Raw genomic sequence first — 25,636 nt, forward strand, 5'->3', positions numbered from 1 at the left:
CCCTGTAAAGAATGCGGATTTTTACCATAAACATTAAGCAGAGGGCGTTATGACTGACTCGATTATGCAGAATTACAACCAGCTACGTGAGCAGGTAATCAACGGCGATCGCCGTTTCCAGCACAAAGACGGTCATTTGTGTTTTGAAGGGGTCGATCTGGACGCACTGGCGCGCCAGTACCCCACGCCGTTCTATGTGTTTTCTGAGCCGGAGATTATTCGTAACATTCATGAAATCCAGCAGGCATTTGCGGCGCATAAAAATACCAAAACCTTCTTTGCGTCAAAAACCTGCTCGGTCATGGGGGTGTTGAAAGCCATTCGTGACGCCGGAATTTGCGCGGAGGCAAACTCACAATATGAGGTTCGCAAGTGCCTGGAGATAGGCTTTCGCGGCGATCAGATCGTCTTCAACGGCGTGGTGAAAAAGCCTGCCGATCTGGAATATGCCATCGCCAACGATCTGTATCTTATTAATGTTGATAGCCTGTATGAGCTGGAACATATTGATGCTATCTCTCGCAAGCTGAAGAAAGTCGCCAATGTTTGCGTCCGCGTAGAGCCGAATGTTCCCTCGGCGACGCATGCGGAACTGGTTACCGCTTTCCATGCGAAGTCGGGTCTCGACCTGGAACAGGCGGAAGAAACCTGCCGCCGCATTCTGGCGATGCCTTATGTGCATTTGCGCGGCTTGCATATGCATGTGGGCGATCAGGTGCCGGAGTCAGAGCCTTTCGCAAAAGCGACTAAAGTGCTGGTGGATGAATCCCGTCGTCTGGAAGAGGTGCTCGGTATTAAATTTGATTTGATCAACGTGGGCGGCGGAATTCCGGTTCCCTATAAATATGACGACGAGAATGGCGACCCGTTAAAAGATAATATGTATGCCGGTATTACCGCCCAGGATTTTGCCGATGCGGTCATTCGCGAAGTACATAAATGGCGTACCGATGTGGAAATATGTATTGAACCGGGACGTAAAGTGACCGGGTCGGCGGCGGTGTTACTGACGGAAGTCTCCTGCGAAAAACGTAAAACAAATTACGATCTTAACGGCAATGTGGAATGCCACGTTGAATGGAAATTTGTCGACGCCGGTTACAGCGTACTTTCTGACAGCCAGCATTTTGACTGGTTCTTTTATGTCTATAACGCCTCTCGCATGACGGCAGCGCACGACGCCTGGATAAAATTAGCCGGGCCGCTGTGTGATGGCGGAGATTATTTCCACATGGGAGTGAAAGGCGAAGAGTTTTTACTGCCGAAGGAGACTCATGTTGGCGATATTGTCGCATTTCTTGATGCCGGGGCATACACCATTGAAAGTCAAACCGTTTATAACAACCGTCCGCGCACGGGCGTGGTGATGATCGATAAAAATGGTGAAACGCGTCTGATTCGTCGGGAAGACAGTTACGAAGATATGGTCAAGTACGACATTTATTAATACTGTTTTGGGCTTCAGTTTCATGCTGAAGCCCGTCGTCAGATGATAAGAAGAGGGCAGTGATGCCTGAATGCATAACAGGAGATGGCCATGAGTAACACGAATTCTGGCTTACTTGGCATCAAAGACATTGTCTTTATGAATGTCATCGCTATTCTGAGTTTGCGGCAAATCCCTAACGTGGCGCCTTACGGGGCATCGGCCATGTTGTTATGGGTGATAGCCGCATTCTGCTTGTTTTTTCCTTTAGCGATGGTATGCGGCGAGCTGTCAACCGGCTGGCCGAAAGATGGCGGGATATTTGTCTGGATTAAAGAGGCATTTGGTAAACGTATTGCATGGATTGTCGTGGTTTGTTTTCTCTTTTCCTGCGTACTGTTTTTCCCATTAATGCTGCAATTCGGCTTTACCGCGTTGGGCTATATGATCGGCGGCGGCCTGGCGGAAAATAAAGCATTTATCGGTATTGGTTCCGCGGTAATTTTCTGGCTATTAACGCTGATGAATATCCGCGGGATGGAATGGACAAAAATTATTAATAGCATCAGCGCCTGGTGCGGTGTATTTATTCCCTCCGCCATCCTCATTTTACTGGCGGTGGTATGGCTATGTACCGGACACCAGATGCAGACGGACTACACTACAGCGAAAAACTGGATTCCGGATCTCGGACACTGGGATACGATCGTTTTCTTATCCAGCATGATGTTTGCGTTTGCCGGACTGGAGGTCGCCCCGATGATTGCCGGGCGTACCCGTAATCCACAGCGTGATTTTCCGCGAGCGATGGCCGTCTCCGCCGCCGTTATCGTTGGGATCTATATGGTCGGTACCTGGGCGCTAAACACGCTTTTACCCGCAGGGAAAACCGACATCGTGGCAGGCGTCATGCAGGCTATGCATGCTGCTGCGGACACGCTGCATATGCCGTGGTTAATTCCTGTTATGGCCATCTGTATGTTTTTTGGCGCTCTCGGGCAGATTAACTCCTGGCTGGTGGGGCCGATTTATATGCTCCAGGAAGCCTCGCGTGAAGATAATCTGTTGGGGGACCGAATCGGCAAATTACATCCGGTGTGGAAAACGCCCGCCTTTGCCTTGACTGTACAGGCGATTATTGTCACGGTCCTGTGTTTTTCGACTTTTATTTCGCCAAGCGTTGCGGCGGCTTACTGGATGTTAACGGCGCTAACGACCATCACCTATTTTATTCCTTATCTGGTGATGTTCCCGGCGTTCTGGCGTTTACGTAAGACTCAGCCGGATACGCCAAGAAGTTTTAAAATTCCGGGCAAGGTTTTACCGGCTATTTTACCCGCGCTGGGCTTTCTTTCTATCGCCTTTGCCGTTGCGCTGTTATTTATTCCGCCTTCTCAAATTGATATGGGCGGATATTTCCAGTACGCCGGGAAAATTATTGGCGGAGCCGTGCTGGCGGTTGTCGTCGCGGAGTACATTTACCATCGGGCGCAGAAACGTAATGCCCGTTTAAGCATGGCGGGAGGAAAATAAAATGTATATGCCAGTTCTGGAAATAAATCTACGCAAGCTGGAAGAAAACGCCCGCACGGAAAAAGCTCTGCTGGCAAGTAGCGGTATTGACGTGATGGCTGTCAATAAAGTTTTTGACGGCTGCGTGGAAACCGCGCAGGCGGTGTTCAACGGCGGAATTACCGTTATTGCTGAATCACGAACCTATAATTTGAAAAAAATACGCGAGACAGGATGTACGACTTGCCTGTTACGCAGCCCGTGTCTGAGTGAAATCGAAGATGTGGTGCGCTACGCGGATATTAGTTTAAATAGCGAGCCGGTGGTATTACGGGCATTATCGCAAGAAGCCCAACGCCAGGGGAAAACGCATCAGGTATTACTGATGGTGGATATGGGCGATTTACGCGAGGGTATCTGGTTTGGTGAATATCAACGCATTCTTGAGACCGTGACTCTGATTACTGGTCTGCCCGGTCTGGAATTATATGGACTGGGCACCAACTTTAATTGTTACGGCACCGTGTTGCCAACGGTAAAAAATGGCGAGGATTTTCTGGCGCTGGCCGCCCGGCTGGAAGCCGACAGCGGTATTCCTGTCCGGCGGCTTTCTGCGGGAAACTGCACCAGCTATCACCTGCTGGATAAAGGTATCTGGCCGCAGGGGCTGAATCATCTGCGCATCGGCGGACTGCATGAATTCGGCATTGAATATGTGGACATGAAATACCTGAATGAATTTCACCACTCCGCAAAACCGGTCGATAAAGCCTGTTCCGATATGTATATCCTGGAAGCGGAAATTATCGAACTGAACAGTAAACCGACGGTCCCGGTCGGGGAGCTGGGCGTCGATGCCTTTTTGCAAAGTAAAACCTTTGTCGATCGTGGCATACGCCGACGCGCATTGCTGGCGTTTGGTCGCCAGGATGTGCCGTCGGATAACTGTGTGCCATGCGACGACGCTATCACTATCTTAGGGCAAACCAGCGATCATACGCTGGTGGATATTGAAGATTGTCGTCAGTCGCTAAAAGTAGGCGATGTGGTTCGCTTTGAGCTGGATTATACGGGCCTGTTAATGGCCTGCCAGACCAAAGGCGTCGCCTGGAGGTTTACGCGTTAACGCATAACCGCCGCGGCTATGTCGCGGCGGCATCTTTGACCTCACGAAAGACAGGGAGTAACGATGGATACCCTGCAACAATCTCCGCCAGCAGAGCCTGAAGGCGGTCTGCGGCGTAACCTGAAGAAGCGGCACCTGCTGATGATGTCGCTGGGCGGCACGATTGGCACCGGCTTATTTATCGGCATTGCCGAACCGTTAAGCAGCGTCGGGCCGGCGGGAACCTTACTGGCCTATCTGTTTGCCGGAACCATTATGCTGGCAACGATGATGTGTCTTGGCGAATTATCATGCGCCTTTCCTCACTCCGGTTCATTTCAACATTACGCGCTGATGTTTATGCCGTCACCTTGCTGGAGCTATACCATTGGCTGGCTTTACTGGTTTAGCTGGGTCTTTTCCCTGGCAGCCGACCTCACTGCCGCAGGGTTTATTGCTCACCAGTTTTTCCCCGCGGTTCCGGTATATATGTTCTGTCTGGCGATTCTGCTCATCCTGACGGCCATCAATCTCACCTCCGCAAAAAGTTTTGGCGAATGCGAATACTGGCTTTCGGCCATTAAGGTCTTCGCGATCGTGCTGTTTATCTGCGCGGGCGGGGTCATGATCTACTCGCTAATGGGCCATAGTGACTGGCACCCGACGTTAAAAACAGACGGAATGTGGTTTCCCCACGGTTGGGAGCAAATTGTGGTCTGTATGACGATCGTGATTTACTCCTTCCAGGGGGTGGAACTGGTAGGAAATGCGGCAGGGGAGACCGAATCGCCGCACATTATTTTACCGAAAGTGATCCTGGGGATCGGTCTCAGAATCATTTTGTTTTACGGCCTGGCGATTGCGGTGCTGGCGCTGGTCTATCCGCATGAACTGACGCCAAATGGACAAAGTCCCTTTGTATGGGTATTCTCCCACGCGGGCATTCCGGGGGCGGATACGCTGATGACGCTGGTGATCTTTTCCGCCGCGGTTTCTGCCGCTAACTCGGCCATTTACGCCAGTTCGCGTATGCTGTGGTCTATGGCGGGCGATCGCTTTGCGCCAGCCTGCTTTGGTAAAACGAACGGCGGCGGCGTGCCGGTGTATGCTATTTTAATCACGGCCTTGTTGGCGTTGGTGTCGTTGCTGACCCGCTATATTCCCGCACAGCAATTTTATTTATATCTGATCGCCAGTACCGGGCAGGTGGGTTGCCTGGCATGGATAACCATCGGATGGTGCCAGTATCGTTTCCGACAATCGGTGCGTAATGGAACGTACGCCAGCGATTTGCTACGCTATCGATCGCCGCTTTTCCCCTGGACGGCCCGATTTGTCATTATCACCAATTTTGCCATTATGGTCGGCACTTGGTTTAGTGAGCAAGGGGTAGTGATAATGTTGGTTGAGCTGGCTTTTATGATAGGGATTCTTTTGTCATGGTATCTCTTCAGACCCACTTTGAGCCGATTACGTAACACAGTGGGATGAACGGCGCTCGTAAACGGTAAGAGAACATGAAACGACTCATTGTAGGAATTAGCGGCGCCAGCGGAGCGATTTATGGCGTGCGCTTATTACAAATTTTGCGCGATGTCGATAGCGTGGAAACGCATCTGGTGATGAGCCAGGCGGCCCGGCAAACGCTGGCGCTGGAGACCCATTTTTCGCTGCGCGAGGTGCAGGCGCTGGCCGATGTGACGCACGATGCGCGCGACATTGCCGCCAGCATTTCCTCGGGCTCTTACCCGACGGCGGGAATGGTTATCTTGCCCTGTTCGATTAAAACGCTGTCGGGGATTGTCCACAGTTATACTGACGGGCTGCTTACCCGCGCGGCGGATGTGATATTAAAAGAGCGGCGACCTCTGGTGCTGTGTGTGCGCGAAACGCCGCTGCATATCGGGCATTTGCGTTTAATGACCCAGGCCGCTGAGATAGGCGCGGTGATTATGCCGCCGGTTCCGGCTTTTTATCATCTTCCTCAGACGTTAGATGATATTATAAATCAAACGGTTAACCGAGTTTTGGATCAGTTTGATATCCCCCTTCCGCACGATCTTTTTGTTCGCTGGCAGGGCGCATAGCGTTGTCTGTTTAGCGTGCATTATTGTCCCTGTTGCCCTGTTTCAGGGCAATTTTGTAACCGCGATCATATCCTCAACATTTAATTCGTTAAAAGCCGCCGAAACGCTGCGGTTCAACCGTCATACCTGCTATCTTCAACATCAGGACAATATTGCAACGTTTTATTAACAAATTTAACGTCGAATCGTTTTGCTGACGTGAAAATGGCATAAGACCTGCATGAAAAAGTCTGCAAACACACAACACCACGTAAAACATAAGAAAATGACGCCACTTGAGGGGTATGTATGAAGAAGACCGTTCTCGCTTTGTCTTTGCTGGTAGGTCTGGGCGCGACGGCGGCCAGTTACGCCGCGCTCCCGCAAACGGTTCGTATTGGAACAGATACCACCTACGCGCCTTTCTCATCAAAAGATGCCAAAGGCGAGTTTATTGGCTTTGATATCGATCTCGGTAATGAAATGTGTAAGCGTATGCAGGTGAAATGTACCTGGGTCGCCAGCGACTTTGATGCGCTTATTCCCTCACTAAAAGCGAAAAAAATTGATGCCATTATTTCATCGCTCTCTATCACTGATAAACGCCAGCAAGAAATCGCGTTTTCCGACAAACTTTACGCGGCGGATTCACGCCTGATTGCGGCAAAAGGGTCTCCCATTCAGCCGACGCTGGAATCGCTGAAAGGCAAGCATGTCGGCGTGCTGCAAGGGTCCACGCAAGAGGCTTACGCCAATGATAACTGGCGCACAAAAGGTGTGGATGTGGTGGCTTATGCCAACCAGGATCTTATCTATTCCGATTTAACCGCCGGTCGTCTGGATGCCGCATTACAGGATGAAGTCGCCGCCAGCGAAGGTTTCCTGAAGCAGCCAGCGGGCAAAGAGTATGCGTTTGCCGGTCCTTCCGTGAAGGATAAAAAATATTTTGGCGACGGGACGGGGGTTGGGCTGCGTAAAGACGATACCGAGCTAAAAGCCGCGTTTGATAAAGCGCTGACCGAACTGCGCCAGGACGGAACTTACGACAAAATGGCCAAAAAGTACTTCGATTTTAATGTTTACGGCGATTGAGGGAAGGGGATAACGCGCCGCGCTGGGGAACTATCACGGTGCAAAATAGATGTTTTGCACCTTTTTGGTGCATAAGCCGTTGCGGAACAGGCGCGTAAATGCATACTTAATCGATTTTTATGCAAAATAAACCGGCTGACAAGGTAGAATGCTTTGCCTTGTCGGCCTGATTAATGGCACGATAGTCGCATCGGATCTGTAAAGATCTCCTGGAAAGACAGTCTGTTGAGGATAGTTATGAAAAAACTGGCGTTATCCCTTTCTCTGGTGCTGGCATTTTCCAGCGCTACCGCAGCATTTGCCGCTATTCCACAAAAGATTCGTATCGGTACCGATCCTACATACGCACCGTTTGAATCCAAAAATGCACAAGGTGAATTGGTCGGCTTTGATATCGAGCTGGCCAAAGAGCTGTGCAAACGTATCAACACACAGTGTACGTTCGTGGAAAACCCGCTGGATGCGCTGATTCCGTCTTTAAAAGCGAAGAAAATTGATGCCATCATGTCCTCGCTGTCCATCACTGAAAAGCGCCAGCAGGAAATCGCGTTTACCGACAAGCTTTACGCCGCTGATTCCCGTCTGGTGGTGGCGAAGAACTCTGATATTCAGCCGACCGTCGCGTCGCTGAAAGGCAAGCGCGTCGGCGTGCTACAGGGGACGACGCAGGAGACCTTCGGCAATGAGCACTGGGCGCCGAAAGGGATTGAGATCGTCTCTTACCAGGGGCAGGACAACATTTATTCCGATCTGACGGCTGGTCGTATTGATGCAGCGTTCCAGGACGAGGTCGCGGCCAGCGAAGGTTTCCTTAAACAGCCCGTCGGAAAAGACTATAAATTCGGCGGCCCGGCGGTGAAAGATGAGAAGTTATTCGGCGTAGGAACCGGTATGGGGCTGCGCAAAGAGGATAACGAGCTGCGCGAAGCGCTGAACAAAGCCTTTGCTGAAATGCGTGCTGACGGTACTTACGAAAAGCTGGCGAAAAAGTACTTTGATTTTGATGTTTATGGCGGTTAATCACCGTCGGTGCAGATAAAGCCCAAAGAATGTTGACTGTCTGCATTGCCTGATGGCGCTGTGCATGTCAGGCCTACGGAGCATCGTAGGTCGGGCAAGGCACAGCCGCCATCCGGCGTGATGTGAGGCAAAAATGCAAAAGAGGCTTCTTACTTCACCACACACAACAGGACAGGCTGCATGTTGTACGGGTTTTCAGGCGTAATTTTACAGGGCGCGATCGTCACGCTGGAACTGGCGCTCAGTTCCGTGGTGCTGGCCGTGCTTATCGGTCTTGTCGGCGCGGGGGCGAAGCTTTCGCAAAACCGGGTAACGGGGCTTATTTTTGAAGGATACACCACCCTGATTCGCGGGGTGCCGGATCTGGTCTTAATGCTGCTGATATTTTACGGATTGCAAATCGCGCTTAACGTGGTGACCGATTCGCTGGGTATCGACCAGATAGATATTGATCCGATGGTGGCCGGTATTATCACCCTCGGTTTCATCTATGGCGCCTATTTTACCGAAACCTTTCGCGGCGCGTTTATGGCGGTGCCGAAAGGCCATATCGAGGCGGCGACGGCTTTTGGTTTTACCCACGGGCAAACCTTCCGGCGGATTATGTTCCCGGCGATGATGCGTTACGCCCTGCCGGGGATCGGCAATAACTGGCAGGTGATACTCAAAGCGACGGCGCTGGTGTCGCTGCTGGGCCTGGAAGATGTCGTCAAAGCCACGCAGCTTGCCGGTAAAAGCACCTGGGAGCCTTTCTATTTTGCCGTGGTCTGTGGACTTATCTACCTGGTATTTACCACCGTTTCCAATGGTGTGCTGCTCTTACTTGAGCGTCGCTATTCCGTGGGCGTGAAGAGGGCCGATTTGTGATTGAGATCATTCAGGAGTACTGGAAATCCCTGCTGTGGACGGATGGCTATCGTTTTACCGGCGTGGCGATTACGCTGTGGTTGTTAATTTCATCGGTGGTGATGGGCGGTCTTCTGGCGGTGATTCTGGCGGTAGGTCGCGTTTCCAGTAATAAATTCATCCGTTTTCCCATCTGGCTGTTCACGTATATTTTTCGCGGCACGCCGCTGTACGTACAGCTACTGGTGTTCTATTCGGGGATGTATACGCTGGAGATAGTCAAAGGCACCGATCTTCTTAACGCGTTTTTCCGCAGCGGACTGAACTGTACCGTACTGGCGCTGACGCTGAATACCTGCGCGTATACCACGGAGATTTTCGCCGGGGCGATTCGCTCGGTGCCGCACGGTGAAATTGAAGCGGCACGGGCCTATGGCTTCTCGTCATTTAAAATGTATCGCTGCATTATTTTGCCGTCGGCATTACGCATCGCCTTGCCTGCCTACAGCAACGAAGTGATTTTAATGCTGCACTCTACGGCGCTGGCGTTTACCGCGACGGTGCCGGATTTGTTGAAAATCGCCCGCGATATTAACTCAGCGACTTACCAGCCGTTTACCGCGTTTGGCATTGCCGCCGTGTTGTATTTACTCATTTCGTATGTCCTGATAAGCCTGTTCCGTCGGGCGGAAAGACGCTGGTTGCAGCACGTGTCCTCTAAATAATTCGAGTAACATGATGTCAGAAAATAAATTACACGTTATCGATTTGCACAAACGCTACGGCGGTCATGAAGTGCTGAAAGGGGTATCGCTGCAGGCCCGCGCCGGAGATGTGATTAGCATCATCGGCTCGTCCGGCTCCGGTAAAAGCACTTTTTTGCGCTGTATTAACTTCCTCGAAAAACCGAGCGAAGGCGCGATTATCGTGAACGGTCAGAACATTAATCTGGTGCGCGACAAAGACGGGCAGCTCAAAGTGGCGGATAAAAATCAGCTACGCTTGTTGCGTACCCGCCTGACGATGGTGTTTCAGCACTTCAACCTCTGGAGCCACATGACGGTGCTGGAAAATGTGATGGAAGCGCCGATTCAGGTACTGGGATTAAGCAAGCACGACGCGCGCGAGCGGGCGTTGAAATATCTGGCGAAGGTGGGGATTGATGAGCGCGCTCAGGGCAAATATCCCGTCCATCTCTCCGGCGGCCAACAGCAGCGCGTTTCTATTGCGCGCGCGCTGGCGATGGAACCTGACGTTTTACTGTTCGATGAACCCACATCGGCACTTGATCCTGAACTGGTCGGCGAAGTGTTGCGCATCATGCAACAACTGGCGGAAGAAGGCAAAACGATGGTGGTGGTCACGCATGAAATGGGCTTCGCCCGCCATGTCTCTTCGCACGTTATTTTTCTGCATCAGGGGAAAATTGAAGAAGAGGGCGATCCGGAGCAGGTGTTCGGCAATCCGCAAAGCCCGCGTTTACAGCAATTCCTGAAAGGCTCGCTGAAATAAAAGAAGCCCGGCGGCGCATCGCTCACCGGGCAGGATACGGCGCTTTGGGAACTAGCGAATCACATCCGCCAGCGCCTCTTCTAAATCATACCAGCGAAATGCGAATCCGGCGGCTTCAAGCCGTTTTGGCAGCGCCCGCTGTCCGCCCAATACCAGCACTGACGACTCTCCCATCAATAAGCGAATTGCCGTCGCCGGAATGCGAATAATCGCCGGACGGCGCAGCGCGCGACCCAGCGCATGAGCAAAATGCTCATTATGGACGGGATACGGCGAGACCATATTGAAGGGACCGCGAAGATCGTTATCCAGCAGCCACAGGATGCCGTTGACCATATCGTCGATGTGAATCCAGGCCAGATATTGCCGACCATTACCCACCGGACCGCCGAGTCCGAGGCGAAACGGCGGAACCATTTTCCCCAGAATCCCGCCTTGCGGCGCCAGGACAACGCCGGTACGCAGCAGGCAGACGCGGGTCTGGTCGCTCTGCGCACGACAGGCAATCTGTTCCCAGCGGGCGCAAAGTTTATGCGTAAATTCGTTGTGCGGCGGCTCATCTTCAGTGACGACAACGTCGCCCAGATCGCCGTAATAGCCCGTGGCGGAGCCGGATATCAACACCGAGGGCGGCGTAGCGCTGGCATGAATTAAATCCACCAACTTTTGCGTGATAGCCCAGCGGCTTTGGCACAACCGTTCTTTTTGTTGCGACGTCCAGCGCTTGTCGGCAATCGGTTCGCCCGCCAGATTGATGATGGCATCAATCTCATTGAGGTGCTCACGTTCCGCCAGCCCTTTCCATAATGTCACTCTGGAATCGAGAATCTGACGCGCGTTATCGGGATTGCGCGTAACGACCGTCACCTGGTGCCCCAGTGTTAACAGCCGGGGAATGAGATGACGCCCTATCAGGCCCGTACCGCCGGTAATCAGAATCTGCATATGACCTCCAGAGTAGGGAGGATTTCCTCTTCCCTAATGTCAGGTTTTTAATACGAATAAGGGTGCCGGACGCAGGTTTTTTCCGTGTATACACCTCTACATCATACATGATGTATGCTACCGCGTTACGCTTTCGTACTGTTACAGTGCAGTTGCGCTTGTAACAGTGCGCGCGCTGTCGCAGGACGCGTGCGAATGCGTTCAAACCAGTTATACACCGCCGGGTAGGTATCAAGATCGATTCGCTGACGCTGATGTGCGTTAACCCACGGCCAACTGGCGATATCCGCAATACTGTAGTGGTCGCCGCCCAGCCACGGGGAGGTTTCCAGGCGTTTATTCAGGACGTTGTATAAGCGTTGCGTTTCAACCTGATAGCGTTCAATCGCATAGGGGATGGCCTGCGGCGCAAAATGGTTAAAGTGGTGATTCTGGCCCAGCATCGGCCCTAACCCGCCGACCTGCCAGAACAGCCATTGCAGCGTGGTATGGCGTTCACGCAGCTCCCCGCTAAGCAGTTTGCCGCTTTTTTCCGCCAGGTAGAGAAGAATTTCGCCGGATTCAAAAAGACTAAGCGGTTGACCGCCGTCTGCCGGGGCGTGATCGACGATGGCAGGAATTTTATTATTGGGAGAGATAGCCAAAAAATCAGGGCGAAACTGATTGCCCTTGCTGATATCTACTTTTAGCAAACGATACGCCAGCTCCGCCTCTTCCAGAAACAGCGTTATTTTATGCCCGTTGGGCGTGGGGGCGTAGTAAAGGTCAATCATTTTGGCTCCTGCATGTGCGTAAAGAGTCTGGGCTGAATTAAGTATAGAAAGCCTCCTGATGTGTGTGAGTTTTCATCAGGTGACAGCAGGCGAAAGACGCTATATTTTGGGAAGAAACTTAATACGCCCTCAAGAGGACATTATGAGTAAGCCTGTTATTGTGCTGTGGTCGGATGCGAACTTTTTTTCTCCCTACGTCTTGTCCGCCTGGGTGGCATTACAAGAAAAAGGGCTTTCCTTTACTCTGAAAACCCGCGATCTGGACCAGGGAGAACATCTGCAACCTGGCTGGCGGGGATATACGCTGACGCAGCGCGTACCGGTGCTTGAGACCGACAATTTTGAGCTGAGCGAGTCGTCCGCTATTGCGGAATACCTGGAGGAGCGTTTCGCGCCGCCGCAGTGGGAGCGTATCTACCCGCACGATTTACAAAAACGCGCCCGCGCGCGACAGATTCAGGCGTGGCTACGCAGCGATTTACTGCCGCTTCGCGAAGAACGGCCTACCGACGTAGTGTTTGCCGGGGCGAAAAAAGCGCCGCTAAGCGAGGCTGGAAAAGCCAGCGCGGCAAAACTGTTTGCGACGGCTGAAGCGCTATTGGGGCAGGGGACGCAAAATTTATTTGGTGAATGGTGCATTGCCGATACCGATCTGGCATTGATGATCAATCGTCTGGCGCTGCATGGCGATGACGTGCCGGCGTCGCTGGCGGCGTATGCGACATTCCAGTGGCAGCGTGCTTCCGTACAGCGTTTTATTGCGCTTTCCTCGAAGCGTTCAGGCTGAAAATCTATTCATATTCCAGTATCATAACGCCGTTTTTCACAACGAGGAGTGAGCGATGAAACTGATGTTCGCATCGGACATTCATGGTTCTTTACCCGCCACGGAACGCGTGCTTGAGCGGTTCGCGCAAAGCGGCGCGCGTTGGCTGGTGATATTAGGCGATGTCCTTAACCACGGGCCGCGAAATGCGCTGCCTGAAGGCTATGCGCCCGCCCAGGTTGCCGAACGCCTGAACGCGGTGGCGACGCAAATCATTGCCGTGCGCGGCAACTGCGATAGCGAAGTGGATCAGATGCTGCTGCATTTCCCGATAACTGCGCCGTGGCAGCAAATATTGACGCAAGAGAGGCGGCTATTTTTAACGCATGGGCACCTCTTCGGGCCGACGAATCTGCCCGCTCTGCATACTGGCGATGTGTTGGTTTATGGTCATACGCATCTGCCGGTGGCGCAACAGCAGGAAGGACTGTATCACTTTAATCCTGGGTCAGTGAGCATCCCGAAAGGCGGGTATGCAGCAAGCTACGGTATTCTGGATGATAATGTGTTGAGCGTAATCGCACTCAATGATCAAAGTATCATTGCGCAGGTTGCAATTAACTCGTAATTTACCTCACAAACGTAAATGCGCCGTAAGAGCGCCAGAAATAAGAAGGTTTCCTGATGGTGGAACAGCGTCGTTTGGCAAGTACGGAATGGGTGGATATTGTGAATGAAGACAATGAAGTCATTGCACAGTCCAGCCGGGAACAGATGCGTGCGCAACGCTTACGGCATCGTGCGACGTATATCGTCGTTCATGATGGTATGGGTAAAATTCTGGTGCAGCGTCGTACCGAAACAAAAGATTTTTTGCCCGGTATGTTAGATGCTACCGCAGGCGGCGTGGTCCAGGCTGATGAGCAGCTACTGGAATCTGCCCGCCGCGAAGCGGAAGAAGAGTTGGGTATTGCAGGCGTGCCGTTTGCCGAACACGGTCTGTTTTACTTTGAAGACCAACATTGCCGGGTTTGGGGCGCGCTGTTTAGCTGCGTTTCCCACGGGCCTTTCGCGCTTCAGGAAGATGAAGTCAGCGAAGTGTGTTGGCTGACTCCGGAGGAGATCACCGCGCGCTGTGATGAGTTTACGCCAGATTCGCTCAAAGCGCTGGCGCTGTGGATGACCCGCAACGCCAAAAACGAAGCCGCGCTTCAGGAGAAACCGGAAGAGACGGAATAAGCGTTTTAGCAGCTTTCCCGCATACATAAACTGGAGGCGATGGATTTTCGATCGCTCCAGTTTCCCTGATTTAACCTTTCCAACAGCGCCCGTCCGGCTTCACTGCCAATCTTACGGTGCGGTACGGCCATGGTGGTTAACGGCGGCTGGCAGACCCGGCTGACATCGCTATCGCCAAACCCGACCACCGCTAAATCGTCCGGAACTTTGATCCGCCGTCGTTGGCACTCGTATAACGCGCCGCAGGCCAGCTCATCCGATACGCATACCAGCGCGTCCAGCTCCGGCCACGCCAGTAAAAACTCCGGCAGTTGCGACGCGCCGGTAGAAAAATTGGGCGGCAAAGCGGCATTAATCACCCGGTTTGGCGACATATGGTGGCGAAGCATCGCTTTGTACCAGCCGTGCAGATGTTGCTGAAAAATCCACTGTTCCTGATTGGCGCATAGCAGCCCGATATTCTGATAACCGCGCTGAATCAGCATTTCCGTCAGCTCATACATTGCCGCAACGTTATCAATACCGATATTCATATCAATAGGATCGCTGCGAATCGCGCCCATCTCCATCACCGGGATAGAGGCATTTTTCAGCCACTGGCGCACGGTAGTGCTATGTTCGACGCTAAGCAGAATCGCCGCGGCAATGTTGGAGGCCAGCAGCGTTTCGAGCAGCTTCTCCTCTTGTTCCACGCGATGCTGCGATTCCGCCAGCATTATCTGGTAGCCTGCGGGCTGTAAAATTTGTTGCAGCCCGGCGAACATTTCAGAACACCCCGCTTCCGCAAGGTTCGGTACGACCATTGCGATGGTGTGCGAGGAGGCAGACGCCAGCGCGCTGGCGGCGAGATTAGGCATATAGCCCAGCTCATGCACTGCCGCTTCGATTTTTTCCCGGAGTTTATCAGAGACCTGTTCCGGCGTGCGTAAGGCTCGTGATACGGTCATCGTGCCTACACCGGCAAGTTGGGCTACATCGGCGATAGTCACTTTACCGGTACTGCGCCGTTTACGGGGTATCGACATACAAATTCCTGCGTCATTACAACATGTTGAGATGCTTTTTTATTGTCGTTCTTTGCTTCGCATGACTGGCAGTATACGCCTTAAATCCGCTTTTTTGCTGTGATTTCACACCATGATTTTAATTTGATAGCGCTATCACAATTCTGAGTAATAGTCGCTGGTAGCGCTATCTTTGTGATAACGATCGCAGCTAATATCGAATGGCTTGAATAAAGTTTGTTCATAATTTCATACACCGTGGGGGCGAATAACATGCTGGGAACCTGGTTATCTGACGCAACCATCACGCTACAGGAGAGCGTGGAAACGTGGCCGCAGGCGCTGGAAATTTGCGGCAAACCCCTGCTGGACGCAGGTGTTATCGCACCGGAATACCTTACGGCGATTGTTCAGCAGCACCAAAAGCTTGGGCCGTATTATGTATTAGCGCCAGGGTTAGCGATGCCGCATGCGAGGCCGGAAGAGGGGGCGAAAGGGTTAGGTTTATCGTTACTGAAACTACAGCGCGGCGTTTCATTTGGCGCAGACGAATTTGATCCGGTTGACATCATTATTATGCTGGCGGCGCCTGATAAGCACAGTCATATCGAAATGATATCGGCGCTGGCGGAATTATTTTCCAGTGATGTAGATATGGAAAAATTACATCAGGCAAAAAACCTGGAGGACATTAAAACGATTATTGACCGTTTCTGATTTTATTCCATTTTCTTGCGGTAAATAACATTACGCCCGTGCGTGATGCAGACCAACTCTACTTTTAAAAGGTGACAATAATGAAAATCATGGCAATTTGCGGTTCCGGCCTGGGTAGTAGTTTTATGGTAGAAATGAACATTAAAAAAGTATTAAAGAAACTCAATATTGACGCTGAAGTGGAACACTCCGATCTCTCATCGGCCACGCCCGGGGCTGCCGATCTTTTTGTAATGGCCAAAGATATTGCGGCCAGCGCCAGCGTACCGGAAAGCCAACTGGTGGTGATCAATAACATCATCGACATCAACGAACTGGAAACGCAGCTGCGCGCATGGTTCGCTAAACAATAATTATTGCTGGCGAGGTGGATATGTTTATCCTTGAAACGCTGAATTTTGTTGTTGATATTTTAAAAGTGCCCTCGGTTCTTGTAGGGTTAATTGCGCTGATTGGTCTGGTGGCGCAGAAAAAAGCGTTTTCCGATGTGGTGAAAGGCACGATTAAAACCATTTTAGGTTTTATTGTGCTTGGCGGTGGCGCAACCGTACTGGTGGGTTCATTAAATCCGCTAGGGGGTATGTTTGAACACGCTTTTAATATTCAGGGCATTATTCCTAATAATGAAGCGATAGTCTCAATCGCGCTGGAGAAATATGGCGCGTCCACGGCGTTAATTATGGCATTTGGTATGGTGGCCAATATTGTCGTGGCGCGCTTTACGCGTCTTAAATATATCTTTTTGACCGGGCATCACACCTTTTATATGGCCTGTATGATTGGCGTAATCCTGACCGTGGCGGGGTTTGAGGGCGTAGGGCTGGTCTTCACCGGATCGCTAATCCTGGGGCTGGTGATGGCCTTCTTCCCGGCGTTGGCCCAACGTTATATGAGGCGGATTACCGGTACCGATGACATTGCGTTTGGTCACTTCGGTACCCTGGGATATGTGCTTTCCGGCTGGATTGGCAGCCTGTGTGGTAAAGGCTCCCGCTCCACGGAAGAGATGAACCTGCCGAAAAACCTCAGTTTTTTACGCGACAGTTCTATCTCGATTTCGCTGACCATGATGATTATCTATCTGATCATGGCAGTCAGCGCAGGGCGTGAGTATGTCGAAGCGACGTTTAGCGGCGGGCAAAACTATCTGGTGTACGCCATCATCATGGCAATCACCTTCGCCGCCGGCGTATTCATCATTCTGCAAGGCGTCCGTCTGATTCTGGCGGAAATTGTTCCGGCCTTTACCGGCTTTTCAGAAAAACTGGTGCCAAACGCGCGTCCGGCGCTGGACTGCCCGGTGGTGTATCCCTATGCCCCTAACGCGGTACTGATTGGCTTCCTGTTCAGTTTTCTCGGCGGGCTGGTGGGGCTGTTCCTGCTTGGACAGATGAAGCTTGTGTTAATCCTGCCAGGCGTTGTGCCGCACTTCTTTACCGGCGCGACCGCAGGCGTCTTTGGCAATGCCACCGGCGGTCGCCGCGGGGCGATGATCGGCGCATTTGCTAATGGTCTATTAATCACTTTCCTGCCAGTGCTGTTACTGCCGGTTCTCGGCGCGATCGGCTTCGCCAATACCACGTTCTCGGATGCTGACTTTGGCGTAATCGGTATTTTGCTGGGCAACCTGGCGCGTTATCTGTCGCCGATGGCTATCACGGGGCTGGTGGTGGCGCTATTCGCGCTACTGGTGGCGTACAACGTGTTGGCCAAAAACAAAAAAGCGAATGCCGAAGTGCAGGAAAATAGCGGAGCGAAAGAATGAACGTAACCGAAATCACCCAACTGGCGCGCGATATTCGCGTCGCCACGCTCAAATCCTTAAACCATCTTGGCTTTGGTCACTATGGCGGCAGCATGTCGGTAGTGGAAACTCTGGCGGTTCTGTACGGCGCGGTGATGAAAATCGACCCTGCCGACCCGGACTGGCCGGAACGCGATTACTTCGTACTGTCGAAAGGCCATGCGGGCCCCGCGTTGTACAGTACCCTGGCGATTAAAGGCTATTTCCCGCGCGAAGAGCTGAATACGCTTAACCAGAACGGCACCCGTCTTCCCAGCCATCCGGATCGGCTAAAAACGCGCGGCGTGGACGCCACGACCGGCTCACTGGGACAGGGCATCTCTATTGCGGGCGGTATGGCGTTGTCGCATAAACTGGCGCGGCGACCCAACCGGGTATTTTGTATTGTCGGCGATGGGGAGCTAAATGAAGGGCAGTGCTGGGAGGCGTTTCAGTTTATTGCCCACCACCGCCTGAATAATCTGACCGTTTTCATTGACTGGAATAAACAGCAGCTTGACGGCGAGCTGGAGGAGATTATCAATCCATTCGATCTGGAAGGGAAATTCCGTGCGTTTGGTTTCGATGTCGTTACCGTCAAAGGCGATGATATCGCCGGACTACTGGCGGTGGTTCAGCCAGTGCCGCCCGCCGATGCCCAGCCACGGGTTGTGATCCTTGACAGCATTAAAGGGCAGGGGGTGCCATGCCTGGAGCAGTTAACGAATTCTCACCACTTACGCCTGACGGATGGCATGAAGCAGACGCTCAATGAGGCCATTCATCAACTGGAGGTCATGCATGATTAAGCTTGCGCCCGCAGGGCTTAAAGACGATATCGAAATGCGCAAAGTTTACGCCGGTTTTGTCGCCGGGCAGATTGAGGCCGGAAGCCCAATTATTGCGCTTGAGGCTGATTTAATGAGCTCAATGGCGATGGACAGCGTGGCGCGTGACTACCCGCATCATGTCATTAACTGCGGTATTATGGAGGCGAATGTGATTGGCACTGCGGCGGGGCTGGCGCTGACCGGTCGTAAACCGTTTGTGCATACCTTTACCGCTTTTGCCAGCCGTCGCTGTTTTGATCAGCTCTTCATGGCGCTGGATTATCAGCGTAACAACGTCAAAGTGATCGCCTCCGATGCCGGAGTGACAGCGTGCCATAACGGCGGCACCCATATGTCTTTTGAAGATATGGGGATTGTTCGCGGGCTGGCGCACTCCGTAGTACTGGAGGTCACGGATGCGGTGATGTTCGCGGATATTTTACGCCAGCTAATGGACCTGGACGGTTTTTACTGGCTGCGTACCATCCGTAAGCAGGCGCGGAGTATCTATGCGCCAGGCTCTACCTTTACCATTGGCAAGGGCAACGTACTGCGCGAGGGCGATGATATTACGCTTATCGCCAACGGCATTATGGTGGCGGAGGCGCTGGAGGCGGCGCGCCAACTGGAGCAGGAAGGCGTGAGCGCCGCGGTCATTGATATGTTCACCTTAAAGCCTATCGATCGCATGTTGGTGAAAAACTACGCGGAAAAAACGCGGCGTATCGTCACGTGTGAAAACCACAGCATCCATAATGGACTGGGGTCAGCGGTGGCGGAAGTGCTGGTGGAAAACTGCCCGGTGCCGATGCGCCGTGTTGGCGTCAAAGAGCGTTATGGGCAGGTAGGAACGCAGGATTTCTTACAACAAGAGTACGGACTCACCGCCGCAGCGATTGTAGAAGCCGCGAAATCACTGCTTTAATCATGGAGATATTGCCGGATGGCGCTGATGCTCATCCGGCATTTTGGATCAATGATATCCCATCATCTGCGCGCCAATGACGACCACGCTGGACATAATAAACAGTAGTCCCAGCAGCGACGCCCCCACTTTCAGCCAGTTGCGAAAATCGACCCGGCACACGCCCAGCGTGGCCATCAGCGAGGCCGATGTCGGATAGATGATATGGCTGAAGCCATCGCCAAACTGGAAGGCCAGAACAGTCACCTGACGGTTAACGCCGACCAGATCGCCGAGCGGCGCCAGTAATGGCATGGTTAACGCCGCCTGACCCGAACCGGACGTGACAAAGAAATTAAATACCGCCTGGAAGAGCAGCATAAACCAGGCGGCGATAGCATTATTAAGCCCGCTGATGCCATGCGCGATACTGTTAAGCAGCGTATTGAGCACGCTGGGTTCCCCGGCTTCGCCGTTGCCGACCAGCAGCAGAATGCCTTTGGCAAAACCCACCAGCAAGGCGGGTGCGATCATCATCCTCGCCCCTTCGGTGAATGAGGACGCCATCACGTTGACCGTCATACCGTTGAGGCGGAAGATAACGCCGATGAGGCCGATCACCACGCCCATGGTGAAAAACTGGCTGGCGATCTCCGGAATAAACCAGGCGTGGACAATCACGCCCCAGACGACCCAAATCATTACGCCGGTCAGGACCAGCAGTACCAGCCAGTCACCGAAGGTGAAAGGGCGCTGGACGACTTCATCCTGCTGTTCGCGGAAATAGCGATCGGATTCGTGGACGCGGGAAAGCAGAGGATTCTTTTTCACGCGTGAGGCGTAGACCAGTGTAAAAACCAGCCCAATCAGCGTGGCGACAATCCAGACCACAATACGCAGCCCGGAGCCGGAAAGTACCGGCACGCCGGCAATCCCCTGGGCGACGACTACGCAGAAAGGGTTCATCCACGAACTGGCAAAGCCAATTTGGGTGGCGATATAGGTCACCAGGACGGTGGTAATGCTGTCATAGCCCAGCCTGACCATCAGCGGGGCTATGATAATTGCAAAGGCGACCGCCTCTTCGCCCATGCCAAATACGGCGCCCCCTAACGAAAAGAGGACAAATAGCACCGGAATAAACAGGACTTCGTTGCCCCGCGTGTGGCGAATAAGCGCGAGAATGCCGTTATCCACGGTGCCGGTACGCATCACGATGCCGAATGCGCCGCCAATCACCAACATAAACATAATGATGCCGACGGCAGTGCCGAATTTCGATCCGGATGTTAACCCTTCAAACGGAAAATTCATCAGCCCTGGTCTTTCATCGCCGGTAGTGAAAAATTGTACGCGATGATACTGCGCTTCCCCGGCCTCATTGGTCACAATGCGAAAAGAGTGCGGGTCGACGACTTTGCGGGTTTTTGTCTGACCATCGACCTGATACTGCACTTCCTGGCTATCAAACATCCCAACGGGTACGACCCAGGTGGCGATACTGGTTAAAATGGCGACAAAAAAGATGATGACCAGCGTATCGGGCATTGCCCATTTTCTGGCTGTTTTTGATTCTGTAACGACAGACATGACAGACTATCCCTGTTGCAAAGCAAAGAGGCTAAGTATGAGAAGAAGGGAATAGTTATTCATTGATGCAGCGCAGTTAAGCAAAAAATTCCGCTTTGCAGGGTAAATAGCAGAATGCCGGATGGCGATGCTAACGCGTCTTGTCCGGCCTACAACGGTATCTCACCTGTAGGCCGGACAAGGCGTTCACGCCGCCATCCGGCATTAGCTTTTACTGTTACTGCTGCTGTTGGGAAGCCTGGATCGCCGTCAGGGCGATGGTATAGACGATATCGTCAACCAGCGCGCCACGGGACAGGTCGTTCACCGGCTTGCGCATACCCTGCAGCATCGGCCCGATGGAGATCAGGTCGGCAGAACGCTGTACCGCTTTGTAGGTGGTGTTACCGGTGTTCAGATCCGGGAAAATGAACACGGTAGCGCGACCCGCAACCGGTGAGTTCGGCGCTTTGGATTTCGCTACGTCAGCCATGACCGCGGCGTCGTACTGCAACGGACCGTCGATCATCAGGTCAGGACGTTTTTCCTGCGCCAGACGCGTCGCTTCACGTACTTTCTCTACGTCGCTGCCCGCGCCAGAGGTGCCGGTGGAGTAGGAGAGCATTGCCACACGCGGTTCGATGCCGAAGGCAATGGCGGAATCCGCAGACTGAATCGCGATTTCTGCCAGCTGCTCTGCAGTCGGGTCTGGGTTGATTGCGCAGTCGCCGTAAACGTAAACCTGCTCCGGCAGTAGCATAAAGAACACAGAAGAGACCAGGGAGCTACCCGGCGCCGTTTTAATAAGCTGCAGCGGCGGACGGATGGTGTTGGCGGTGGTATGAACCGCGCCGGAAACCAGGCCGTCGACTTCGTCTTGCTCCAGCATCAGCGTGCCGAGCACCACGTTGTCTTCCAGCTGTTCGCGGGCAACCGGTTCGGTCATGCCTTTGCTCTTACGCAGCTCAACCAGGCGAGCGACATAGCTTTCACGCACCACTTCCGGATCGACGATTTCAATACCTGCGCCCAGCTCAACGCCCTGAGATGCCGCGACGCGGTTGATTTCATCCGGGTTGCCCAGCAGTACGCAAGTGGCGATGCCGCGTTCAGCGCAGATTGCCGCCGCTTTGACGGTACGCGGTTCGTCGCCTTCCGGCAGCACCACGCGTTTACCGGCTTTACGCGCCAGCTCGGTCAGTTGGTAGCGGAACGCCGGCGGAGAGAGACGACGGCTACGCTCGGAAGTGGCGGTCAGCGACTCGATCCACTCAGCGTTAACGTAGTTCGCGACGTATTCCTGAACTTTCTCGATGCGCTCATGGTCATCAACCGGGACTTCCAGATTGAAGCTTTGCAGGCTCAGCGAAGTCTGCCAGGTGTTGGTGTTCACCATAAAGACCGGCAGACCGGTGGCGAATGCGCGTTCGCACAGTTTAGAAATGCGTGCGTCCATTTCATAGCCGCCGGTCAGCAACAGGGCGCCGATTTCTACGCCGTTCATCGCGGCCAGGCAAGCTGCGACCAGTACGTCCGGACGGTCAGCGGAGGTCACTAACAACGAGCCTGCGCGGAAATGTTCCAGCATATGCGGAATACTACGCGCGCAGAACGTAACGGATTTAACGCGGCGGGTTTTGATATCGCCTTCGTTAATGATGGTGGCGTTCAGGTGACGCGCCATATCGATAGCGCGGGTCGCAATCAGATCGAAGCTCCACGGCACCGCGCCCAGAACCGGCAGCGGGCTGGATTCCTGCAGTTTAGCAGGATCGATTTTGATCACCTGCGCTTTGGAAGAGTCGTCAAAGATCTCCGACAGATCCGGGCGAGTACGACCTTGTTCATCAACCGGCGCATTCAGTTTGTTGATGATAACGCCGGTGATGTTGGTGTTTTTCGCGCCGCCGAAGCTGCTGCGCGTCAGTTCGATACGCTCGTTCAGCTGTTCTGGCGTGTCGGTACCCTGAGACATGACAAAAACGATTTCCGCATTCAGCGTTTTCGCGATTTCATAGTTCAGAGACTGAGCGAACTGATGTTTACGGGTCGGAACCAGACCTTCAACCAGCACCACTTCCGCGTCTTTGGTATTCGCATGGTAGTTCGCGATGATCTCTTCCATCAGCACGTCTTTCTGGTTGCTGGAGAGCAGAGATTCAACGTGGCTCATCTTCAGCGGTTCAGCCGCCGGCAGGGTAGAGTTCGCGCGAACGATAGTGGTGGTCTGGTCAGGCGCATCGCCGCCAGCGCGAGGCTGGGCGATAGGCTTAAAGACGCTCAGACGAACGCCTTTGCGTTCCATAGCACGGATGACGCCGAGGCTGACGCTGGTCAGGCCGACGCTGGTTCCGGTAGGGATCAGCATAATAATACGGGACACGGTTTATCCTCTTTCGTTACCGCCAGTTTCAGGCGGGATACAAAACAGCACCGCCAGCTAAGCTGGCGGTGTGAAATCAGGCAGTCAGACGGCTTGCGTCTTGTGCGATGACCAGTTCTTCGTTGGTCGGGATAACGATGGCAGGACGGGTGCCTTCTTTGTTGATGAAGCCAGACTTGCCGAAACGGGCAGCCAGGTTACGTTCGTGATCAACTTCGAAGCCCAGTACGCCCAGTTTACCCAGAGACAGTTCGCGAACCATCGCGGCGTTTTCACCGATACCGCCGGTGAACACGACTGCATCCAGACGACCGTCCATCAGAGCGGTGTAAGAACCGATGTACTTCGCCAGGCGGTGGCAGTAAACGTCCATCGCACGTTTAGCGTCTTCTTTGGTGGCGTAGTTGTCTTCAACATAACGGCAGTCGCTGGTCACTTCAGTCAGACCCAGCAGACCGGACTCTTTGGTCAGCATTTTGTTGATCTGATCCACGCTCATGCCCAGAGTGTCGTGCAGGTGGAAGATAATCGCAGGGTCGATATCGCCGGAACGGGTACCCATGACCAGGCCTTCCAGCGGGGTCAGACCCATAGAGGTATCCACGCATTTACCGTTACGGATAGCGGAAACAGAACCGCCGTTGCCCAGGTGGCAGGTGATAATGTTCAGTTCTTCTACCGGCTTGTTCAGCATTTTTGCCGCTTCCTGAGTTACATAGAAGTGGCTGGTGCCGTGTGCGCCATAGCGACGAACGCCGTGTTCTTTATACAGGCTGTACGGCAGGGCATACAGGTAAGATTCTTCCGGCATGGTCTGATGGAAGGCGGTGTCGAATACTGCAACGTTTTTATCTTTCAGCTGCGGGAAAGATTTCAGCGCTTCGGCGATACCAATCAGGTGAGCCGGGTTATGCAGCGGTGCGAAAGAGGCGGAATCTTTGATGCCCTGAATGACGGACTCATCAATGACTACGGAGCTGGTATACTTCTCGCCGCCGTGTACGATACGGTGACCAATTGCAGTTAACTGCGCAGACAGTTCTGGTTTTTGTGCCAGAATAGTGTTAACGATAAAGTTCAGCGCTTCACTGTGAGCGGCGCCTGCACCTAAAGCCGCTTCTTGTTTACTGCCGTCCATTTTCCATTTGATGCGTGCTTCTGGCAGATGGAAACATTCGGCTAAACCAGAAAGGTATTCATCACCATTAACTGCATCAATAATTGCAAATTTCAGTGAAGAACTACCGCAGTTCAGAACCAGTACTAACTTACTCGACATGGAAGTACCTATTTATGATACGTGGCTAAAAAAACGTCAGTGAGCCATAGAGCGTAGCGCATGATAGCCCTGACATTTATGATTAACATCATGCGCAGGAGTTTTTTTGGGCATGATGGAAGAAATACCTTTGAGTCTATGCCATTTTGCGTATTTTTCAGCCAATGGCATACTATGTGTAATATTGACGACTCAATGATTTTAAACTACCGGCCTTTGACAGGCCGACACAGGATACCTGATAGTGGGTATCGAAGACAAAATGTTTTGAACGTTGTCCCTCGCAGTTGTTGTTTTGCACAAATTTTTTAAATTTTATATGTGAAGTTGAGGTAGGCCATGTCGACACCGGATAATCGCTCCGTAAATTTTTTTAGCTTATTTCGCCGGGGGCAGCACTACGCGAAGACGTGGCCGATGGAAAAGCGGCTGGCGCCCGTTTTCGTCGAAAACCGCGTCATTCGTATGACGCGCTATGCCATACGATTTATGCCGCCTGTCGCCGTCTTTACATTATGCTGGCAGATAGCGCTGGGCGGTCAGTTAGGTCCGGCCGTGGCGACCGCCCTGTTCGCCCTGAGCTTGCCTATGCAGGGATTATGGTGGTTAGGGAAACGTTCTGTGACGCCATTGCCGCCTTCAATCCTTAACTGGTTTTACGAAGTTCGCGGTAAATTGCAGGAGGCTGGACAAGCGCTGGCGCCGGTAGAAGGAAAGCCGGATTACCAGGCATTAGCTGACACGCTTAAGCGCGCCTTCAAACAACTGGATAAAACTTTCCTGGATGATTTGTAATTGACCCCGGATTACGCATATAAAAGAAGGCATACCAATGCCTTCTTTTTTTCATCGCTATAGCGTGATA

At 52.8% G+C, this 25,636-nt stretch carries 25 protein-coding genes; 19 read left to right on the top strand and 6 right to left on the bottom strand.

The features are described 5' to 3' along the window. The first annotated feature begins 49 nt into the window (after positions 1 to 49). The 10 genes from EOS98_RS07210 (at position 50) to hisP (ending at position 10,579) form a co-directional block, all read left to right on the top strand. On the top strand, positions 50 to 1,447 hold the full coding sequence (locus tag EOS98_RS07210) for a diaminopimelate decarboxylase family protein (RefSeq protein WP_000132306.1): 1,398 nt from the start codon (positions 50 to 52) through the stop codon (positions 1,445 to 1,447). A gap of 90 nt (positions 1,448 to 1,537) precedes the next feature. Continuing rightward, complete coding sequence (locus EOS98_RS07215; RefSeq protein WP_000072512.1) at positions 1,538 to 2,959, top strand: APC family permease; 1,422 nt, start codon at positions 1,538 to 1,540, stop codon at positions 2,957 to 2,959. A gap of 1 nt (position 2,960) precedes the next feature. Next, the gene (locus EOS98_RS07220; protein ID WP_000281907.1) at positions 2,961 to 4,064 is read left to right on the top strand and encodes an alanine/ornithine racemase family PLP-dependent enzyme; all 1,104 of its coding nucleotides are present in this window, start codon (positions 2,961 to 2,963) and stop codon (positions 4,062 to 4,064) included. A 63-nt stretch (positions 4,065 to 4,127) separates the two neighbouring features. Further along, on the top strand, positions 4,128 to 5,534 hold the full coding sequence (locus EOS98_RS07225) for an amino acid permease (protein ID WP_000380356.1): 1,407 nt from the start codon (positions 4,128 to 4,130) through the stop codon (positions 5,532 to 5,534). 26 nt (positions 5,535 to 5,560) lie between these two features. Continuing rightward, on the top strand, positions 5,561 to 6,130 hold the full coding sequence (locus EOS98_RS07230) for a UbiX family flavin prenyltransferase (RefSeq protein ID WP_000825680.1): 570 nt from the start codon (positions 5,561 to 5,563) through the stop codon (positions 6,128 to 6,130). A gap of 288 nt (positions 6,131 to 6,418) precedes the next feature. After that, a complete protein-coding gene (gene argT / locus EOS98_RS07240) occupies positions 6,419 to 7,201 on the top strand; it encodes a lysine/arginine/ornithine ABC transporter substrate-binding protein ArgT (RefSeq protein ID WP_079944962.1) in 783 nt (260 codons plus the stop codon). A 237-nt stretch (positions 7,202 to 7,438) separates the two neighbouring features. Continuing rightward, positions 7,439 to 8,221: a histidine ABC transporter substrate-binding protein HisJ gene (hisJ, locus tag EOS98_RS07245; protein WP_126523941.1), complete on the top strand. Its 783-nt coding sequence runs from the start codon at positions 7,439 to 7,441 to the stop codon at positions 8,219 to 8,221. 180 nt (positions 8,222 to 8,401) lie between these two features. Then, positions 8,402 to 9,088 carry a histidine ABC transporter permease HisQ gene (locus EOS98_RS07250; RefSeq protein WP_000965498.1) on the top strand — a complete coding sequence of 229 codons (687 nt, stop codon included), beginning with the start codon at positions 8,402 to 8,404 and terminating at the stop codon, positions 9,086 to 9,088. Next, positions 9,085 to 9,792, top strand: coding sequence for a histidine ABC transporter permease HisM (gene hisM / locus EOS98_RS07255; protein WP_000569771.1), 708 nt, complete (start codon positions 9,085 to 9,087; stop codon positions 9,790 to 9,792). Before EOS98_RS07250 ends, hisM begins: the two co-directional genes overlap by 4 nt. A gap of 13 nt (positions 9,793 to 9,805) precedes the next feature. After that, entirely contained in the window at positions 9,806 to 10,579 is a 774-nt protein-coding gene (hisP, locus tag EOS98_RS07260) for a histidine ABC transporter ATP-binding protein HisP (protein WP_001293591.1), read from the top strand. A gap of 51 nt (positions 10,580 to 10,630) precedes the next feature. Here the strand turns inward: hisP and EOS98_RS07265 are convergent, their stop codons facing one another. Next, entirely contained in the window at positions 10,631 to 11,524 is an 894-nt protein-coding gene (locus tag EOS98_RS07265; protein WP_001166274.1) for a TIGR01777 family oxidoreductase, read from the bottom strand. A gap of 125 nt (positions 11,525 to 11,649) precedes the next feature. After that, complete coding sequence (gene yfcG / locus EOS98_RS07270; RefSeq protein ID WP_000566563.1) at positions 11,650 to 12,297, bottom strand: GSH-dependent disulfide bond oxidoreductase; 648 nt, start codon at positions 12,295 to 12,297, stop codon at positions 11,650 to 11,652. Between the two features lie 142 nt (positions 12,298 to 12,439). Between yfcG and yfcF the strand changes: the two genes are divergently transcribed. Genes yfcF through yfcD form a run of 3 tightly spaced genes read left to right on the top strand, consistent with a single transcriptional unit; the run spans position 12,440 to position 14,302 of the window. Beyond that, positions 12,440 to 13,084 carry a glutathione transferase gene (yfcF, locus tag EOS98_RS07275; protein WP_080194517.1) on the top strand — a complete coding sequence of 215 codons (645 nt, stop codon included), beginning with the start codon at positions 12,440 to 12,442 and terminating at the stop codon, positions 13,082 to 13,084. A gap of 55 nt (positions 13,085 to 13,139) precedes the next feature. Continuing rightward, on the top strand, positions 13,140 to 13,691 hold the full coding sequence (gene yfcE / locus EOS98_RS07280; RefSeq protein ID WP_000772458.1) for a phosphodiesterase: 552 nt from the start codon (positions 13,140 to 13,142) through the stop codon (positions 13,689 to 13,691). A 56-nt stretch (positions 13,692 to 13,747) separates the two neighbouring features. Then, complete coding sequence (gene yfcD, locus EOS98_RS07285) at positions 13,748 to 14,302, top strand: NUDIX hydrolase YfcD (protein ID WP_000230215.1); 555 nt, start codon at positions 13,748 to 13,750, stop codon at positions 14,300 to 14,302. 5 nt (positions 14,303 to 14,307) lie between these two features. Here yfcD and EOS98_RS07290 read toward each other — a convergent pair whose 3' ends face one another. Further along, on the bottom strand, positions 14,308 to 15,327 hold the full coding sequence (locus EOS98_RS07290; RefSeq protein ID WP_000026949.1) for a LacI family DNA-binding transcriptional regulator: 1,020 nt from the start codon (positions 15,325 to 15,327) through the stop codon (positions 14,308 to 14,310). 252 nt (positions 15,328 to 15,579) lie between these two features. Here EOS98_RS07290 and EOS98_RS07300 point away from each other — a divergent pair, with 252 nt between their 5' ends. From EOS98_RS07300 to EOS98_RS07320, 5 genes are all read left to right on the top strand, one after another. Next, entirely contained in the window at positions 15,580 to 16,023 is a 444-nt protein-coding gene (locus EOS98_RS07300) for a PTS sugar transporter subunit IIA (RefSeq protein ID WP_000901813.1), read from the top strand. An 80-nt stretch (positions 16,024 to 16,103) separates the two neighbouring features. Then, positions 16,104 to 16,376: a PTS sugar transporter subunit IIB gene (locus EOS98_RS07305; RefSeq protein ID WP_000699818.1), complete on the top strand. Its 273-nt coding sequence runs from the start codon at positions 16,104 to 16,106 to the stop codon at positions 16,374 to 16,376. 20 nt (positions 16,377 to 16,396) lie between these two features. Next, positions 16,397 to 17,788 (top strand): PTS ascorbate transporter subunit IIC, encoded by a 1,392-nt coding sequence (locus EOS98_RS07310; RefSeq protein WP_001518515.1) that lies wholly within the window; start codon positions 16,397 to 16,399, stop codon positions 17,786 to 17,788. Continuing rightward, complete coding sequence (locus EOS98_RS07315) at positions 17,785 to 18,615, top strand: transketolase (RefSeq protein WP_001103265.1); 831 nt, start codon at positions 17,785 to 17,787, stop codon at positions 18,613 to 18,615. Before EOS98_RS07310 ends, EOS98_RS07315 begins: the two co-directional genes overlap by 4 nt. Next, positions 18,608 to 19,561, top strand: a complete 954-nt coding sequence (locus EOS98_RS07320) for a transketolase family protein (RefSeq protein WP_079942174.1) — start codon at positions 18,608 to 18,610, stop codon at positions 19,559 to 19,561. Before EOS98_RS07315 ends, EOS98_RS07320 begins: the two co-directional genes overlap by 8 nt. A gap of 48 nt (positions 19,562 to 19,609) precedes the next feature. Here the strand turns inward: EOS98_RS07320 and yfcC are convergent, their stop codons facing one another. The 3 genes from yfcC to ackA all read right to left on the bottom strand — a co-directional run bounded on the left by yfcC (position 19,610) and on the right by ackA (position 24,771). Beyond that, entirely contained in the window at positions 19,610 to 21,130 is a 1,521-nt protein-coding gene (gene yfcC / locus EOS98_RS07325) for a putative basic amino acid antiporter YfcC (RefSeq protein WP_000117932.1), read from the bottom strand. A gap of 217 nt (positions 21,131 to 21,347) precedes the next feature. Continuing rightward, the gene (pta, locus tag EOS98_RS07330; RefSeq protein ID WP_000086692.1) at positions 21,348 to 23,492 is read right to left on the bottom strand and encodes a phosphate acetyltransferase; all 2,145 of its coding nucleotides are present in this window, start codon (positions 23,490 to 23,492) and stop codon (positions 21,348 to 21,350) included. Between the two features lie 76 nt (positions 23,493 to 23,568). After that, entirely contained in the window at positions 23,569 to 24,771 is a 1,203-nt protein-coding gene (gene ackA / locus EOS98_RS07335) for an acetate kinase (RefSeq protein WP_126523942.1), read from the bottom strand. A 339-nt stretch (positions 24,772 to 25,110) separates the two neighbouring features. Here ackA and yfbV point away from each other — a divergent pair, with 339 nt between their 5' ends. Further along, positions 25,111 to 25,566, top strand: a complete 456-nt coding sequence (gene yfbV, locus EOS98_RS07345; RefSeq protein WP_000106617.1) for a terminus macrodomain insulation protein YfbV — start codon at positions 25,111 to 25,113, stop codon at positions 25,564 to 25,566. Positions 25,567 to 25,636 lie beyond the last annotated feature (70 nt).

Source organism: Salmonella sp. SSDFZ69 (genome assembly GCF_004010755.1).
In the GTDB taxonomy this organism is placed as follows: Bacteria; Pseudomonadota; Gammaproteobacteria; order Enterobacterales; family Enterobacteriaceae; genus Salmonella; species Salmonella enterica.

Bases quoted from the DNA above. Each gene is read 5' to 3' on its own strand.
- EOS98_RS07210 (WP_000132306.1), top strand. From the start codon at position 50: ATGACTGACTCGATTATGCAGAATTACAACCAGCTACGTGAGCAGGTA.
- EOS98_RS07215 (WP_000072512.1), top strand. From the start codon at position 1,538: ATGAGTAACACGAATTCTGGCTTACTTGGCATCAAAGACATTGTCTTT.
- EOS98_RS07220 (WP_000281907.1), top strand. From the start codon at position 2,961: ATGTATATGCCAGTTCTGGAAATAAATCTACGCAAGCTGGAAGAAAAC.
- EOS98_RS07225 (WP_000380356.1), top strand. From the start codon at position 4,128: ATGGATACCCTGCAACAATCTCCGCCAGCAGAGCCTGAAGGCGGTCTG.
- EOS98_RS07230 (WP_000825680.1), top strand. From the start codon at position 5,561: ATGAAACGACTCATTGTAGGAATTAGCGGCGCCAGCGGAGCGATTTAT.
- argT (WP_079944962.1), top strand. From the start codon at position 6,419: ATGAAGAAGACCGTTCTCGCTTTGTCTTTGCTGGTAGGTCTGGGCGCG.
- hisJ (WP_126523941.1), top strand. From the start codon at position 7,439: ATGAAAAAACTGGCGTTATCCCTTTCTCTGGTGCTGGCATTTTCCAGC.
- EOS98_RS07250 (WP_000965498.1), top strand. From the start codon at position 8,402: ATGTTGTACGGGTTTTCAGGCGTAATTTTACAGGGCGCGATCGTCACG.
- hisP (WP_001293591.1), top strand. From the start codon at position 9,806: ATGTCAGAAAATAAATTACACGTTATCGATTTGCACAAACGCTACGGC.
- EOS98_RS07265 (WP_001166274.1), bottom strand. From the start codon at position 11,524: ATGCAGATTCTGATTACCGGCGGTACGGGCCTGATAGGGCGTCATCTC.
- yfcG (WP_000566563.1), bottom strand. From the start codon at position 12,297: ATGATTGACCTTTACTACGCCCCCACGCCCAACGGGCATAAAATAACG.
- yfcF (WP_080194517.1), top strand. From the start codon at position 12,440: ATGAGTAAGCCTGTTATTGTGCTGTGGTCGGATGCGAACTTTTTTTCT.
- yfcE (WP_000772458.1), top strand. From the start codon at position 13,140: ATGAAACTGATGTTCGCATCGGACATTCATGGTTCTTTACCCGCCACG.
- yfcD (WP_000230215.1), top strand. From the start codon at position 13,748: ATGGTGGAACAGCGTCGTTTGGCAAGTACGGAATGGGTGGATATTGTG.
- EOS98_RS07290 (WP_000026949.1), bottom strand. From the start codon at position 15,327: ATGTCGATACCCCGTAAACGGCGCAGTACCGGTAAAGTGACTATCGCC.
- EOS98_RS07300 (WP_000901813.1), top strand. From the start codon at position 15,580: ATGCTGGGAACCTGGTTATCTGACGCAACCATCACGCTACAGGAGAGC.
- EOS98_RS07305 (WP_000699818.1), top strand. From the start codon at position 16,104: ATGAAAATCATGGCAATTTGCGGTTCCGGCCTGGGTAGTAGTTTTATG.
- EOS98_RS07310 (WP_001518515.1), top strand. From the start codon at position 16,397: ATGTTTATCCTTGAAACGCTGAATTTTGTTGTTGATATTTTAAAAGTG.
- EOS98_RS07315 (WP_001103265.1), top strand. From the start codon at position 17,785: ATGAACGTAACCGAAATCACCCAACTGGCGCGCGATATTCGCGTCGCC.
- EOS98_RS07320 (WP_079942174.1), top strand. From the start codon at position 18,608: ATGATTAAGCTTGCGCCCGCAGGGCTTAAAGACGATATCGAAATGCGC.
- yfcC (WP_000117932.1), bottom strand. From the start codon at position 21,130: ATGTCTGTCGTTACAGAATCAAAAACAGCCAGAAAATGGGCAATGCCC.
- ackA (WP_126523942.1), bottom strand. From the start codon at position 24,771: ATGTCGAGTAAGTTAGTACTGGTTCTGAACTGCGGTAGTTCTTCACTG.
- yfbV (WP_000106617.1), top strand. From the start codon at position 25,111: ATGTCGACACCGGATAATCGCTCCGTAAATTTTTTTAGCTTATTTCGC.